Annotated in this window: 11 protein-coding genes and 2 pseudogenes; 1 reads left to right on the top strand and 12 read right to left on the bottom strand. The window is 66.3% G+C overall.

Annotated elements, in window-relative coordinates:
- Nucleotide 1: 1 nt before the first annotated feature.
- The 7 genes and pseudogenes from glgA to CAG33_RS29050 all read right to left on the bottom strand — a co-directional run.
- The gene (gene glgA, locus CAG33_RS15010; protein WP_085586088.1) at nucleotides 2-1588 is read right to left on the bottom strand and encodes a glycogen synthase GlgA; all 1587 of its coding nucleotides are present in this window, start codon (nucleotides 1586-1588) and stop codon (nucleotides 2-4) included.
- A gap of 546 nt (nucleotides 1589-2134) precedes the next feature.
- Nucleotides 2135-3088 (bottom strand): D-2-hydroxyacid dehydrogenase family protein, encoded by a 954-nt coding sequence (locus CAG33_RS15005; protein ID WP_085639043.1) that lies wholly within the window; start codon nucleotides 3086-3088, stop codon nucleotides 2135-2137.
- Between the two features lie 13 nt (nucleotides 3089-3101).
- On the bottom strand, nucleotides 3102-4142 hold the full coding sequence (locus CAG33_RS15000; RefSeq protein WP_085639040.1) for an alpha/beta fold hydrolase: 1041 nt from the start codon (nucleotides 4140-4142) through the stop codon (nucleotides 3102-3104).
- Between the two features lie 86 nt (nucleotides 4143-4228).
- Nucleotides 4229-4663 (bottom strand): YqaA family protein, encoded by a 435-nt coding sequence (locus CAG33_RS14995; protein WP_085586081.1) that lies wholly within the window; start codon nucleotides 4661-4663, stop codon nucleotides 4229-4231.
- On the bottom strand, nucleotides 4663-5109 hold the full coding sequence (locus CAG33_RS14990; RefSeq protein WP_085586079.1) for a DUF411 domain-containing protein: 447 nt from the start codon (nucleotides 5107-5109) through the stop codon (nucleotides 4663-4665). The genes CAG33_RS14995 and CAG33_RS14990 overlap by 1 nt, the downstream gene beginning before the upstream one ends.
- A gap of 174 nt (nucleotides 5110-5283) precedes the next feature.
- Nucleotides 5284-5811 (bottom strand): annotated as a pseudogene (locus CAG33_RS29055) (methyl-accepting chemotaxis protein); the annotation flags it as partial.
- A gap of 333 nt (nucleotides 5812-6144) precedes the next feature.
- Nucleotides 6145-7269: pseudogene (locus tag CAG33_RS29050) on the bottom strand (cache domain-containing protein); the annotation flags it as partial.
- A 376-nt stretch (nucleotides 7270-7645) separates the two neighbouring features.
- On the opposite strand from CAG33_RS29050, the gene CAG33_RS14980 reads away from it, so the two are divergent.
- Nucleotides 7646-8179, top strand: a complete 534-nt coding sequence (locus CAG33_RS14980) for a hypothetical protein (protein WP_085586075.1) — start codon at nucleotides 7646-7648, stop codon at nucleotides 8177-8179.
- 43 nt (nucleotides 8180-8222) lie between these two features.
- Here CAG33_RS14980 and CAG33_RS14975 read toward each other — a convergent pair whose 3' ends face one another.
- Genes CAG33_RS14975 through CAG33_RS14955 form a run of 5 tightly spaced genes read right to left on the bottom strand, consistent with a single transcriptional unit; the run spans nucleotide 8223 to nucleotide 15268 of the window.
- Nucleotides 8223-9134 (bottom strand): GNAT family N-acetyltransferase, encoded by a 912-nt coding sequence (locus tag CAG33_RS14975; RefSeq protein WP_085586073.1) that lies wholly within the window; start codon nucleotides 9132-9134, stop codon nucleotides 8223-8225.
- Nucleotides 9134-10423, bottom strand: coding sequence for a phenylacetate--CoA ligase family protein (locus CAG33_RS14970; protein ID WP_085639034.1), 1290 nt, complete (start codon nucleotides 10421-10423; stop codon nucleotides 9134-9136). The genes CAG33_RS14975 and CAG33_RS14970 overlap by 1 nt, the downstream gene beginning before the upstream one ends.
- 47 nt (nucleotides 10424-10470) lie before the next feature.
- Nucleotides 10471-12873 (bottom strand): aldehyde dehydrogenase family protein, encoded by a 2403-nt coding sequence (locus CAG33_RS14965; RefSeq protein ID WP_085639031.1) that lies wholly within the window; start codon nucleotides 12871-12873, stop codon nucleotides 10471-10473.
- Nucleotide 12874: 1 nt separating this feature from the next.
- Nucleotides 12875-14005 carry an acyl-protein synthase gene (locus CAG33_RS14960; RefSeq protein WP_085639027.1) on the bottom strand — a complete coding sequence of 377 codons (1131 nt, stop codon included), beginning with the start codon at nucleotides 14003-14005 and terminating at the stop codon, nucleotides 12875-12877.
- 9 nt (nucleotides 14006-14014) lie between these two features.
- Nucleotides 14015-15268, bottom strand: a complete 1254-nt coding sequence (locus CAG33_RS14955) for an MdfA family multidrug efflux MFS transporter (protein WP_085639022.1) — start codon at nucleotides 15266-15268, stop codon at nucleotides 14015-14017.
- Nucleotides 15269-15345 lie beyond the last annotated feature (77 nt).

Below are 15345 nucleotides of genomic sequence, written 5' to 3'. Positions count from 1 at the left end.
GTTATTTGTGGCTCGCTTTGCCCAGCGCCTTGGCCACCAATTGCTCGTAGAGTTCGGCGTAGGGCTCGACGGCCTTGCACCAGTTGAACGGCGCGGCCATCGCCCGGCAGCGCATGGCGTTGAGCAGGCCGGGGTAGGCGAACACCTTGAAGGCGCGGCTCAACGCTTCGCGGTAACTGTCGGCCGTGGATTCGTTGAACAGGAAACCCGTGACGCCGTTCTCGATGGTATCGGCCAGGCCGCCGGTGTTGCGCGCCACCGGCAGCGAGCCGAAACGCTGGGCGTACATCTGGCTCAATCCGCAGGGCTCGTAACGCGAGGGCATCAGCAGGAAATCGCTGCCGGCGAACATCCGCCGGGCGTCGGTCTCGTTGAAGCCGATGCGCACGCCGATCCGCCCCGGAAAGCGCAACGCCAGTTCACGCATGGCCTGTTCCTCTTCCGGTTCGCCGCGGCCGATGATCGCGATCTGGCCGCCGTTGCGTACGATGTACTCCGACACCGCCTCGGTCAGATCCAGGCCTTTCTGGTAGACCAGCCGCGAGACCACGGCGAACAGCGGGCCGTCGCAATCGTCCAGGCCGAACAGCTCGCGCACATGGGCTGCGTTGGTCGCCTTGCCGTCCCAGTCGCCGATGGCGAACGGCGCGAACAGGTGCGGGTCGGTCGCCGCGTCCCAGCTCTCGTCGATGCCGTTGGGGATGCCGCTGAGCAGGCCTTGCTGGGTCTTGGCGGCGAGGAAACCGTCCAGGCCGCAGCCGAAGTCCGGCGTGGTGATCTCCTGCGCATAAGTGGCGCTGACCGTGGTGATGTGGCTCGAATAAGCCATGCCGGCCTTGAGGAACGACATCTTGCCGTAGAACTCCATGCCTTCCTGTTGCAGGGCATGGGCGGGGATGCCCAGTTCCGGGCAGGAGCCCAGGCTGGTCACGCCCTGGTAGGCCAGGTTGTGGATGGTGAACAGGGTCGGGGTGCGCTGCCCGCGCCAGTGCATGTAGGCGGGGGCCAGGCCGGCGGGCCAGTCATGGGCGTGCACCAGGTCCGGGCACCAGTGGATCTGCGCCAGGTTGGCGGCGATGTCGGCGGCGGCGAGGCCCAGGCGGGCGAAGCGGATATGGTTGTCCGGCCAGTCGCGGCCGTTGTTGGCGCCGTAGGGCGAACCCTCGCGGGCATAGAGTTCGGGGCAGATCAGCACATAGATGACCAAGCCGTCGGGCATGTCCATGCGCCCGATCTTGCACGGCGGCAACGCCGCGTGGCCGCCCAGTTCGCCGACGACGTGGATCGGGTTTTCGCTGTTCATCACTTGCGGGTAGCCGGGGATCAGCACGCGGACATCGTGCAGGTGGGCCATGGCCCGGGGCAGGGCGGCGGAGACGTCGCCCAGGCCGCCGGTCTTGACCAGGTCGGCGATCTCCGAGGTGACGAACAGCACTTTCTTGCGGTTGGGGTTCTGGCCGGTCGCGGGCGTCAGCGGACGGGCCACCGGGGCGTTGATCGACCGGCTGCCGGAAACGGTCATGGCGTTCGCGTCGCCGAGGGACGAATGGGCACGCTCTCCCTGAATATCCAATGCCGCTCTGATCATTTGAATCTCCCGTGTCTTTGAACTGATTCTTGTCTGGAACAAGCGATGTCCATGGCCGGATCCTGTGGCCGGGCGCAAACGCGCCATGCATCGGAGAGCACACGCTACCCAACACGCGCAAGCAGAATGGGTGAAGAGGCCATTGCAAGAGTCGAACCAGCCGCCTTGGCCCTGTCTTTCTGATGACCTGTCGCGATCAGCAAAAGTTTCTATTGTTTTTCTACTTTGTGACCGGTCGGTCTTGTGCCGCGAAAATCAGTCTAGGCCAGATCCTAGAGCGGGCCATGACAAACGCATGAATTGTTTGACAATCCGTTTCCGGGCCTTGGAAACCGTGGGCTGCGGGGCGAGACGCACCGACGAAGTGCAGGTTTTGCGGCGGGCTTGGCCCCAAGTTGGTGACCGGTCAGTCACGATTCCGGGCGCGGGGAGGGGGCAGGTGCACTATTGCGGTGCGGTGGGCGGGGAGACAGTCAGGCATCATCGCGGGCAGGTTCGTGGCTACAGCATTCGACTGTAGACGCGTGCCTGCCCGCGAGGGCGGCGTCAGTTGAGCAAGCGCAGCGGTTCACCGGCGGCCCAGGCCTGAATGTCTTCGATCATCTGCGAAAAGAACAGGCTGTAGTTCTGCCGGCTGACATAACCGACATGAGGCGTGGCCAGTACGTTATCCAGCGTGCGCAACGGATGCAGCGCCGGCAGCGGCTCCTGGTCGAACACGTCCAGCGCGGCCCCGGCGATCTGGCGCTTCTGCAAGGCCTTGATCAGCGCCGCTTCGTCGACGATCGGGCCCCGCGCCGTGTTGACCAGCAACGCCGTCGGCTTCATCCAGCCCAATGCCTGGGCATCCACCAGGCCGCGGCTGCGCTCGCCGAGCACCAGGTGCACCGACAGCACATCGGCCTGTTCGAACAGTGCCTGCTTGCCGACCAGGGTGACGCCGGCCTGCGCCGCGCGTTCGGCCGTGAGGTTCTCGCTCCAGGCGATCACGCGCATGCCGAACACTTGACCGAACTGCGCCACCCGCTGACCGATGGCGCCAAGGCCCAGGATGCCCAGGGTCTTGCCGTGCAGGTCGCCGCCCAGGCCTTGCTGCCACTGGCCGGCGCGCAGGGCGTTGGCTTCGTTGACCAGGTTGCGGGTGGCGGCCATGACCAGCGCCCAGGTCAGTTCCGGTGCGGCGTGCCTGTAGCTGTCGGTGCCGCAGACCTTGATCCCCAGCCGGGCGGCAGCCGGCATGTCCAGCGCGGCGTTGCGCATGCCGCCGGTGACCAGCAGCTTGAGGTTCGGCAGGCGCCCGAGCAGGTCTTCGTCGAAGCGGGTGCGTTCGCGCATCACGCAGATCACGTCGAAACGGGCCAGGCGGGTGGCCAGGGTGGCGTTGTCCGCCGGGTAGTCGTGAAGGAACGTCACCTCGCCCAGCGGGTCCAGCACCGACCAGTCGACCACGTCGCGGGCCACGTCCTGCCAGTCATCGAGCACTGCAATCTGTACCGCCATCAGCCTTACCTCTTCAACGAACGGGAGGGGGGTTGTCCAGCCAGCCCAGCAGCGCCTGGTGGAACTGCGCGGGCTCTTCCATCTGCGGCGCATGGCCAAGGCCCGGGAACTCCACCAGCGTGGACTGCGGGATCAGCCGGGCGACCTGTTTGCCGAGCTCGTCGTAACGGCCGATCCGGGCTTTCACCGGCGGCGGAGCGATGTCCTTGCCGATGGCCGTGGTGTCCGACGTGCCGATCAGCAGCAGGGTCGGCATCTTCAGGTCCTTGAACTCGTAGTAGACGGGCTGGGTGAAGATCATGTCGTAGATCAGCGCCGAGTTCCAGGCGACCTGAGTCTTGCCCGGGCCGTTGCTCAAGCCCGCGAGCATGTCCACCCAACGGTCGAACTCAGGCTTCCAGCGGCCGCCGTAATAGGTGCTGCGCTCGTAGTCGCGGATGCCTTGGGCGGTGACCTTCAGTTCGCGCTGATACCACTGGTCCACGGTGCGGTAAGGGACGCCGAGGGCTTTCCAGTCTTCCAGGCCGATGGGGTTGACCAGCGCCAGCCGTTCGACCTGGTCGGGGTACAGCAGGGCGTAGCGGGTGGCCAGCATGCCGCCGGTGGAATGGCCCAGCAGCGTGGCTTTCTGCACGCCCAGCGCCTTGAGCAATTGCTGGGTGTTGGCCGCCAGTTGCTGGAACGTGTACTGGTACTGCGCGGGTTTGCTGGAGGTGCAGAAGCCGATCTGGTCCGGGGCGATCACCCGGTAGCCGGCGTCGCTCAGGGCCTTGATCGAGCCGTCCCAGGTAGCGCCGCAAAAGTTCTTGCCGTGCATCAGCACCACGGTGCGCCCGTTGGCCTTGCCGTGGGCGGCGACATCCATGTAGCCCATCTGCAGGGATTGGCCTTGGGACTGGAAGGCGAAGTGCTTGAGCGCGTAGGGGTATTCGAAACCTTGCAGTTCGGGGCCGTACTGCGGGGCTTCGGCCAGTGCGGTCAATGGCAGGGCAGTCAACGGCAGGGCGGTGCTCAGGAACAGGCCGGGCAACCAGCGGCGGAGCGGGACGGGCATGGGACGGACTCCGGTGGAAATCGGCCGATGCTGGAACGGCCGGATTAGGGCGACGTTAAACACAGGCAATACCCGCACGGGAACGTTCAACCGGCCCAGCCCAGGGTCAGCAGGGCCAGCACCCCGTAGCGGGCGCCCTTGGCGAACGTGACGATGAGCAGGAAACGAGCGAGCGGTTCGCGCATGGCGCCCGCCACCAGCGTCAGCGGATCGCCGATCACCGGCAGCCAGCTGAACAGCAGCGACCAGCGACCGAAGCGCCGGTAGTGGGTACGGGCGCGGTCCATGTGCCGTGGGCTGACCGGAAACCAGCGCCGGTCCTGATACCGCTCAAGCCCCCGTCCCAGCCACCAGTTCACCAGTGAGCCGAGGACGTTGCCCACCGTCGCCACCGCCAGCAGGCCCCAGAGCCAGTAGCGGTCGCTGGCCAGCAGGCCCACCAGCGCCGCTTCCGATTGCAGGGGCAGCAAGGTCGCCGCCCCGAACGCGGCCAGGAACAGCCCGACGTACGCCGTGGCCATCAGTGGGCCGGGTAGTCCGCCACCACCACATCAGTGCCGTCCTTTTTCAGGCCGATGACCTGATAGGCGTCGCTCATGCCGTCCATCTCCATGCCCGGCGAGCCCATCGGCATGCCCGGTGCGGCCACGCCGAGCAGGTCGTCGCGCTGGCTCAGGGCCCGCACCTGTTCGGCGGGCACGTGGCCTTCGACGAACTTGCCGTTGAGGATCGCCGTGTGGCAGGACGCCAGGCGCGGCGGTACGCCGTGCTGTTGCTTGAAGGCGCTCATGTCGGACTCGACATGATCCTCGACCTTGAAGCCGTTGGCCTCCAGGTGGCTGACCCACTTCTTGCAGCAGCCGCAGTTGGCGTCGCGGTGGACTTCGATCGGGATGAGGTCGGCGGCCTGGGCCAGGGAAGAGAAGAGCAGGACGCCCAAGGCGGTCAGACGCAGGAGGTTTGGCATGGCAGGTTCTCGACTCGGGTGACGGCCAGAAAAGGAACGCATTCTGACCGGTTTTTCCGGCTCGGCATCAACGGAGTGTTTCCAATTAATACGAAGCGGGCTGACAGCATGATCCTAGATCAAGGCTGTCAGCCCGCTGAGCGCCAGATGACAAATCCGTCAGCCGCGCAAGGTTCACCGCACCTTGAACCGCCCCATGATCGCGCTCACCCGGCCGTTCGCCTCTGCCAGCTGGCGGGTGTTGAGTTCGCTGGCCTGGCCGCTCTGCACCAGTTCGTCGACCATCTGCCGGATCTGCACCATGCTGCGGTTGATCTCTTCGGTCACGGCGCTTTGCTGTTCGGCGGCGGTGGCGATCTGGGCGCTGAGGCTGTTGATGTGGCCGACGGAGCCGGCCATCTCGTCCAGCCCGGCGTTGACCCGGGCGGTGGCGTCGGCGGCCGACTGGCAGCTGGCCTGGGTGTTTTCCATGGCGCTGACCGACGAACTCACGCCCTGGGTCAGGCGGGTCAGCATTTCGTTGATTTCCGAGGTGCTGGCCTGGGTGCGGGCGGCGAGGGCACGGACTTCATCGGCCACCACGGCAAAGCCGCGGCCCTGCTCGCCGGCGCGGGCCGCTTCGATGGCGGCGTTAAGGGCCAGCAGGTTGGTCTGGCCGGCGATGGCGCCGATCACCCCGAGGATCTCGGTGATGCGCTGGGCGTCCTGTTGCATGCTTTCGACCTTGTGGGTGGCGCTGGCCACTTCGTCGATCAGCGCCACCACGCTGCTGGAGGCTTCGCCGACGACGACCCGCGAGCGGTCGGCGTTCTCGTTGGCGCGGCGGGTGAACGCGGCGGTCTCGGCGGCGTTCTGCGCGACGCTTTCGGCGGTGGAGCTCATTTCATTGATGGCCGTGACGGTCTGGTCGGTTTCCGAGGCGTGGCGCAACAGGATCTGGCTGGTGTGCGCGGAGGTGCGTTGCAGGTTGTCCAGGCTCGAGGCCATGGCGCCGGTGGCCTGGGTCACTTCGCCGATCATGTTCTGCAGATAGGCGATGAACGCATTGACCGAGTGGCCGATGGCCCCCAGTTCGTCCTCGGCGCGGATGGTGATGCGCCGGGTCAGGTCGGCGTCGCCGCTGGACAGGGAATCGATGTTGGCCTTGAGGGCCTTCATGCGCTGAATCAGTTGGCGGATGGCATAGACCTGCCACAGCACCAGCAGGATCACCAACGGAATCTGCAAGAGGCTCAGGGTGCCGAGCACGTCGTCGCGCTGGGCGGTGATGGTGCTTGTCGGCAGGGCGGTGGCCAGGAACCACGGGGTGCCTTCGATCGGGCGCATGAAGAAGGTGCTGGCTTCGCCGTTGTCGTCGAACTCGCTGCGCTGGGTCCGGTCGCGCTGCTGCAGGCCGGCCTTGACCTGGCTGGCGAAGGGCGAATTCAGCTCGCTGATGTTCTTGAGCACGATCGGGCCGCTGATGCGCGAGCTGTTGCTGATGATCTTGCCGTCGGCCTCGACGATCAGCATTTGCGCGTTGAGGTCCTTTTCCTTGCGCGCCACCAGGTCGTTGAAGAAGCCCAGCGTCACGTCGATGGTCGACACGCCCCAGGCCGCGCCGTTCTTCTGGATGGCCATGGCGCAGTTGGTGCGCGGCTCGGCGCTGGCGTCGTCCTTGTAGGCGGCGGCCCAGGCGCACTGGCCGCGCGGGGTCTGCATGCCGCCCTTGTACCAGCTCTGGTCGTAGTAGTTGGGGGCCGCGTCGCTGTTCCAGAAGGTGTTCACAGCCAGTTTGCCCGAGGCGTCGCGGTGCCAGAACGTGCTGAATTTGTTGCGTCCGGCCTCACGCTGGCCCGGCAGCGGCCAAATACCGCCGCCGAACACCTTGAGTTCGCCGTACTGATCCACCAGGCCCGGCAGCACCGTGTCGATGGCCGCGCTGTCGAGCAGGGGGACGGTCTGGGTGATGCTGCGTTGCTGGGCCTGGACCTTGTTCAGTTCGCCCTGGATCTGTTCGGCGACTTCGGCGATCCGGTTGAGCGCCACTTGCTCCTCGGTCTGGCGCAGCTTGGGCGCGACCAACTGACTGATGCCGACCACGGTCAACACAGAGAGCAAGAGGATGAACAGAACCAGAAACAACGTGTAGCGAGCCTGAATGGTGCGGAATGCGGGCATGAAGACCAGTCCTTGAGCGGCGATTCTTATTGTGGGCAGCGAAAAAAACACGCAGGTGTCCTTAGCTATCGTCGGCGTTTCGCGAAGCTTTAGGTACTTTCGTGCCAGAACGGCAGTGGGCGACAAACGGGCGTATCCGAACTGTTACAGAGAAACTAACCGAACCGTACGTTAGAGCAAAATAACTACTTCCGCCGTTCGCTTATGCCGCTCTGGGTCAATGGATTCGGGGTGTCCGTCATTTGTGTCAAGAATGTACAAGAATTGTAAAAAAGGACAGAAAACGGTTGGTGCTATCACTTTGCCGGCCGATACTCGCGTCCAATCAAGTCGTTCACCAAGGACTTTCCATGTTCATCCCGCAAGGAGCCCAATCATGACCGTCGGCTATACCGGCGCCTGGCAAAGCAAGGCAGGCTTGTTGGTCAGAGACACCCGTTCATCGAGCAAGCCCGTCTCCCAAAGCGTCAAGGTCAAGCAGATGCTCGCCCTGGTGGGCAACGACCCCACCGCGCTCAACACGGCGGAGATGGACAGGCAGCGCCTGCACAAGAACATCAAGGGGTTCGATCCGGAAAACGTTTCGCCCAAGCAACTGGGCACCCTGAGCACGTTCCTGCGCAGCCGCGGGCTGATCTCCGACATCACCGCGATGACCTTGCTCAACGCCGGCGACAAGTTCGACCGCTTCGGCGTCCAGAAGGATCCGGATGCCAAGTTCAACGCACTGGAGTATTTTGCCACCCAACTGGACACCATCCAGAACAACAACCTCAAGGGCAACAAGTACGCCAACGGGTTGATTCCGGAATACAAGAAAGCCATTTACGTGCTGCAGAACCTGAAGACGTACGGACAGGGCGGCGAACGTGCCCTTCCGAGCGACAAGGGCGTCAACGCCAAGGCGTGACGAACGACAAAGGCCCGCCCCCTCAAGGCGGGCCTTTTTTGCGTCAAGGCCGGGCGCTCCGCTGCAGGTCGTCCTGCAGACCCTGCATGTAAGGGCAGTGCAATGTCAGCGCGCATTGCCGAACGCCCCGGTGGAACAGCGCCAGCCAGCCGTTGCTCCCGTCATCCGGCGTCACGCCGCAAAACACGAACCCGGCCTGCGACAGGGTCTGCAGATCCGAGGCGAAGTCCTGCCCCAACCTGAGCCTGAGGGAAATCCGCCAGCGTTCCGGGAGGCCGATCAACTGCCGGGCCAACTCCGCGTCGAGCGCCTCAAACACCCCATCGTAGCGGTCGCCGCGCAAGCGCAGGCGTGCCGCGGGGCCGACCCAGGGCTCCGCTCGGTGATCCGTGCCGAAGACATCGCACAGGTGCTGCATGAGGCGCCGAGAACTGTGTGGCCAACGTTGTGCAGGCAGAGGCCGCCGATGGCCGGCGAGGGGCCGGTAACCGATGACGACGGACTCCGGTTCCGGATCGCCGACGGGCGAGGGCGCGTAGTCCGCAAACAGGGCGGTGCCGTGAAAACCCAGCGTCTCGGCCATGCGCTGGGTGTAGGGGTGCCGGGTCACTTGCTTGATCGTCACGCCCCGGTAGCCCATGGCCTCGGCTTGGGTCAACAGCTCCCGGCCCAGCCGTGTCGCGATGCTTCGGCCGCGGGCATCGGGGTGCACCACGCTCAGCGCCAGTTCGGCGGTGCGCCCGCCCTCGTCGCGGATCAGCGCCGCATGCCCCACCACCCGGTCAGCGCTCACCGCCAGCAGGGAGTGCCAGCGGCCATCCGTTTGGTTCTGGGTGATCATGCGGGGCAGATACACCTGGGGTTGAACGTAATGGTGTGCGTAGACCTCGCGGAACAACTGAGTCACGGCGGCCGCATCGTCGCTGCGGTAGCGCCGCAGAGTGACCGGCTCCATCACGGCTGCTCCCGGGGCTGATTTTGGTAGGGGCGCAGATCCACCACCCGCCGGCACTTGCCCGAGCGCGGATGGCGCAGCAACTGCTGCACCGTGCAGCGGCCGATGCGCAGCTCCAGCAAACCGTCGGCGATCAACCGTTCGATCTGCGGGTTCTGTGCGGTCAGCGCATCGCGCAGCGACTGCCCGACTGTCTCGGTGCCGGGGCATGAGGCGTCCGGCACCCAGTTCAGGCTGACGACGTCCCGGCCTTCGCATTGCTCGATGAGCAGCTGCCAATCGTCACTGGCGGTGATGCGCCGCACGCACTCGCCGATGGCGTGCGGCTCCAGGCTCAGGATGCCGACCCGCACCCGCTGGCTGTCGCTGCTGCGGCCCGTCAGCGCGAACTTGCGCTGCGGCGTTCCGGGCGGCTCCCGCCAGCAGGCGCGGTCGCCGACCGGATAGCGGATCAACGGCATCAGGCGGCGGGTGAGGTTGGTGACCACCAGCCGGCCGGAGCGGTTGCAGGCTTCGATCGCTTCGCCCGTTTCCTCATCGAGGATCTCCAGCAGGCTGTGGCCGTCCGGCGTGCGGTGTTCATCCATCGCGCAATCGGGGTGGCGGGTGCCGATGAGCCCGGCATCGACGCTGGCGTAACCGATGGACGCCACGCGAGCCCGGGGAAAGGCCCGTTCGAGCAATCGCCGCTGGCCGGCGAATACGCTTTCGCCGCCGTAGAGCAAGGCCGTGACGCCCTCAAGCGTCTGGCCCCGGCCGGCGAGCCAGGCGGCGAACGTCAGCAGTTGCGCGGGCACGCCAGCCAATACGTTGATCCGATTGCGCACGACCGCCTCGGCCAGGGGCGCCGGATCCACGCTGCCGGTGAAGGGGTACTCGGTGATGGCGGTTCCGACGTGCGCGAGGGCATCGTGGACGAAAATGAAACTGGCATACAGATCGCCGACAAAGAACAGGTTGGCCACCCGGTCGCCGTGGTTCAGTTGCAGGGCCAGGCTGCGGCCGAAGTCCCGGGTCAGCATGTGCCATTCGTCACGGCTGAACACCGACAGCTTGCCGTCGCCGGTGGTGCCGCCGGTCTTGAACACCAGGGCGCCGTCTGCCTCACCCGTCAGCACCGGCCAGCGGTCAAGGTGTTGAGCGTCTTTCCAGTATTCGCCGGGATCGACGACCGGCAGTTGAGACAGTGAACCGAAGTCCCGGGGGGCGTCTGCATGAAGCAGTCGGTAGTAGCGCGAATGCCGACGGGCGAACGTCACCAGCCCGTTCAGCGTTGAAGTGCTCAGCATAATGTTCTCGACAGTGGATTCAGGGGGAGTGAGCGCTGCGCCAGCCATCAGCGGCGCGAGTCGATCAGCAATGGCGTCTTGCCGCTGTGCCGGTTGCGGGTGAACCGCTCGGCGGGGCACCTTTCGATCTCCAGCGTCAGCAATCCGGTGTCGATCAAGGTCGCCAGGATCGGGTAGCCCAGCAGTCGTTGGCGGGCATCCTCGACCGGCCGTTCGCTGCGGATCCGCAGGCGTTCGAGGCCGTCGGGGGCATGGTCGAGCAGCACCTGAAACGCCGTCTGCAGGTGCTGCGCAAGCTCGGCGAGGGAGATGAAGTCGGTGCCGATGCGAATGAGCTTGCCGTGGCGATCCAGCAGCTCGAAGCGCGGCGAAACCAGACCGCAGGCACAACGGCCTGGCACCCAGCGTCCGCTGTCGCCGATGTCATAGCGTTGCACGTCCTGGCTCTGAACCCCGATCGGGGTGAACAGCAGGCGCCCGGGCTCCTGACCGTCCACCGGCCGGTCGGCATCGAACGCGACGATCTCCAACTGTTGGGTCTCGCTCATCAGATGAAAGATGCCATCGCCCGTGGCGCGGCAGGCGTGCCCCAAGGGGCCTGCGTCGACGCTGCCGTAAATGGCCGAGCGGATCAGCGAGACCCCGCAGCTGCGCATCAGCGCTCGGCTTGGCTCGCTCAGGTGCTCGCCGCCGGTGAACACCTTTTCCAGGCCGCCGTAGGCCCGCAGGCGTTCCTGTCCGTCGAGAAACAGGCGGTGCAGGGTGCTGGGCATGCCGACCAGCACCGTCACCCGCAGGCGAATGATCAAGTCCACGATTTCGCGGTAATCGTCATCGGCCGGGGCGCCCATGGGCAGGTGGGTGACGTCGAGCAGTTCCAGGGCCTTGGCGAAACTGAAGAATCCGCCGTACAGCCCGCCGCTGAAGAACAGGTTCATCACCCGGTCGCGGGCCGGTTCCAGGCCCGCCGCAAACAAACCGTCGGCGGTGGCGCGCATGTGCCGGCGGAAGTCGCGGTGGCTGAAACCCGCGAGCGCCGGGGCGCCGCTGCTGCCGCCGGAGCGAAAGTACAGCTGCGCCGCCGGGTCGACCGGTCGCTGGGTGAAGGCGTCCTTGGACAGGATCGGCCGCTCGCCGGGCGGCGGCGCGGCGGGCCCCTCATCCAGCGTGGTGCGGCTGCCCGACAGGGCCGCGGTCAGGCTGACCGACACTCGTCGGCTCAGGCGCTGCAAGGCGTAGACGCCATCGTGGGGTTCGCCGGGGTAGCCGTCATGGATGGACGGGGCCGGCGCAAGGCGGGTGACGCCGGCGGTGAGCAGCCGGCGCGACAGGTCGGCCACGTCCTGTTCGGCACACTGCAGCGCGCAGCTTTGCAGCCTGTTGCGCCACGGCAGCAGGGTTTCAGTCAGCTGCGCACGGGGCACCGGGCAGAGGTGCACGGTGCGAAACAGCGGCGACGGTGTCAGCGGCTGGTCGTGGCTCCAGATCACCCGCCAATGCCGGCCGTCCCAGACGTGGCCGGTCTCTGCGGCGAAATGCCGGCCCAGCCGGGCCATCGCCGTCACGGTGGTGATTTCCGACGCCTCCTCAAGGGTCGGCTCAAGGATCGGCCAGTGCTGCGAGCGGCGTTCGAACGCCTGGGCCAGTGCGGCGCCGATCCGCTGCAGCACAGCCGGCTCGTCACTGTCCACCAGCAGCCATTGCGGGCTGGAGCAGGCCTGTTGGTCGAGACGGCAGACTTCGTCGACCACCGCCTCCAATGCTGCCGGCGAGGCGCTGTCCGGGGTCAGGTACGCGAAGCTGATGCGGTGGCCCCAGTCGATCCAGCGGCAGCCGGGCGGCAACTGTCGGCTGATCGCCTGCAACGCCGCTTCGCCGCCCCAGGCCGAGACGCCGTCGGCCCATTGGCACAGCTCGCGGGTTTGCGCGGTGGTGGCCGGCAGTACCGCCACATGGCCGGCGAGCAGGCCGTCGGGGGCGCAGTGCACCAGCGCGTGCAGCAGTTGTGCGGTCAGCCCCGTGTCGCTGGCGCTGGGGCGCAACCAGTTGACGTTGCCGGCCAGCAGGCTTTCGACCACGGCGCAGAAGGCCAGCAGCGGCGCATTGCCGGGGGTGATGTGAACCACCAGGCCCAGCGGGCTCCAGCGTTCAAAGCGCGATTGCCGGTAGTCGGTGCGGCGCAAGGAGTCCGGTTGCTCGCCGAGCTCGCGCTCGACTTTTTCGCGCAGCGCCGACGGCTGGCAGAAGTCGATCAGCGCCTGGCGTTGCTCGGCTTCCAGGATCGGCAGGGCAGAGACGTCCCGCAGACGTTCGGCAAGGGCGGCGGCTGCGGCGATCACGGTCGTTGATCGCACTGCGGTTGCCAGGCGTTGCGGCAGTTCGGTGCGCAGGTGTTCGAGTGCGTCGCTGAGGGTGCAGTCGTCGCGCAGGTGTCCGTTGATCAGGTACATGTCAGTGGGTCTCCAACAGTTCGGCGGCGGCCATGGCGCAACTTCTGCCTGGGCTGGTGCCGGCGCGTCCGTGCAGTTCGAACCAGTCGCCGGTCAGGCCGCAGCCGCAGTCGGCGCCGGGGTGCAGGGTGGCGAGGTCGCTCATGACCACGGCATGGGCCGGGCTTGAGGTGATGTAGGGGGAAACGAAGCCCAGCAGGCCCGGACGGCCGTAGGGCTGGACGCGCAAGTCCGCCGGATCGCGCACGAACGCCTTGGCGTACACCGGCACATGAAAGCGGTGCCGGGCGCATTCGATGTAGGGCACCGCGTGCTCGACCGCGCCGTAGCCGTCGCGGCAGCGGGCCGGCGTGATGCCCAACTGTTGCTGAATGCGTCGGTAGAACTGCTGTTTGGGGATCTCTTCGCTGGCACGGGCCTTCCAGCCGCCGCCGAAGAACGCCAACGAGTCCGGCGGCAGCTGCAGGTCAGGCAGGCCCTGGGCGCTCATGTGCTGCAACGCTTGCCAGAGAAACGCGGGAAAGCCCAGGATGCGCACCGGCAGGCCTTGCTCGGCGAACGACTGCAGCGCCTGGACGACGCCGAACAGATCGAAGCGATGGCCGTCGGCGGTCGGGCGCAAGGCGTAGGCCACCCGGTGGGCCGGGGCGAACCGGCACAGGAACTGATCGGTGTAGGAGGTGCCCAGGCTGATGCGGCCCTGGGGCTCGTAACTGAGCAGCAGGTAATTGCAGGGCGCGTGCGGCGTGTCCCACCCGTAATGGCTGAAGATCCGGCCGACCATGAACTGCGCGGCCTCCAGGCTGCGCCGGTCATAGCGCATGCGGCTTTTCTGGCCGCGGGTGCCGGACGAGGTGAGTTCCAGGGCGTCTTCGCCGGTCGGGCTGAGCAGCATGCGGCGCTTGAAGAAGTTGGCGAACACCGGCGGCAGCCGCGACCAGTCATCGAGGCTGTCCAGATCCGCGACGGTCAGGCCGTTGGCCTGGAGCCAGGATTCATAGCCGGGCGTGTGCCGGGCATGGAACCGCGAGACTTCGGCCATGGCCCGGTCGAACAGGCCCGGCGGTACGGATTGCGGGCAATAGGGCTGCGTCAACGCGCAGAGCGCATCGCTGTGGGGGAAATGGAACACGGATTGTCCTTATTGTGGTGCCGCAGAAGTTCGGCCGTTTGGCTGGCTGCGAAGGAAACGGTGGAGCAGGGGCAGGCTGAGCAGGCCGCCCAGCGCGGCCCAGAGGGCAAAGGAGGCCAGCCGGGTGCCGCCGCCGACGGCGACGATGAGGGCGCCGCCGGCCCCCATGACGCCAATGGACAGCATGCCGGCGGCGGCGGACACCAGGCCTTTGCTGTCATCGCTGGAGAACAGCGCCAGGCGATACAGGGCGGCGTTGCTCATGCCCACGCCGAGGGCGTAGACCGAAAGCCCGCCGATCAGCCAGACCACCGAGGGCGAGGTCGCGGCTGCGCCGGCCAGGATGAGGAGTCCAAGGCAGAAGGGCCAGAGCGAAAGGCGGATCACGGCGGTCAGGTCGCGGCTCGCCAGCAAGCGGTCGAGGATCAGGTTGCCGACGATGACTGCGCAAAACACCGGTATCTGCCACAGCGCGTACGCTCGGGTGGACAGGCCTGAAACCTCTACCAAAAGCAGCGGCGCCAGCCCGATCCAGGCCATCAGCGGCAAGCTCATCAGGCCCAAGGCGAGGCAAGCGCCCAGGAACCTGCGGTTGCGCAGCAAGGTCAGGTAACGGCGGCCGATCCGGCGCCAGCAGAACGGGGATGAAGCCTGTGGCGTGCGGCCGTGCCGCAGGCTGGCGACCGTTTCCGGCATGCACAGGTAGAGCCCGATCCATGCGACGGCGCCGATGATGCCCAACCCCAGAAACAGGTCGCGCCAACCGATCCATTCCAGCAAAAGACTGCCGAGCAGCGGGCCCAACAGGGGAGACAGCAAGGCGACGTTGCCCAGCAGCGCCATGAGGCGCACGGCGTCGGCCTCCCGGAACGCTTCCTGCAACGCCGGATAGCTGACGGCCACGACAAAGCCCAACCCGATGCCTTGCACAAAGCGCAAGGCATTGAAGGCTTCAATGCTGTGGGTGGCCCATGCCGCCGCGCAGGCCGCACTGAACAGCGCACAGCCGGCCAGCAGGGCGGGGCGTCGGCCGAACCGATCCGACAAGGGGCCGATCAGCCATTGCAGGCAGGCGCCGCCGATCAGGTAGAGATGAAAGGCATACGGAACATGGCGCGTATCGGCTTGCAGCTCGCGGGTGACGGCTGACATCGCGGGCATGACCACGTCGCTGGCCAGGTAGGTCAGGCTTTCGAACAGGGTGATGGCCAGGCAAAAGCCGAACACCTGTACGGGCCGAAGGGGGATGAGGGTTCTTTGCATGCGCGTCCATGGCGGTCAATCGATGAGGAGCGCAAAGAATAGGGGGCGGGGGCGGGAGGCTGCCACGCCGCAGGTGT

Source organism: Pseudomonas sp. B3(2017) (assembly GCF_002113595.1).
In the GTDB taxonomy this organism is placed as follows: domain Bacteria; phylum Pseudomonadota; class Gammaproteobacteria; order Pseudomonadales; family Pseudomonadaceae; genus Aquipseudomonas; species Aquipseudomonas ekonensis.
Note: the sequence above shows the minus strand (reverse complement) of the source record. Positions and strands in the feature narration are given on the sequence as shown.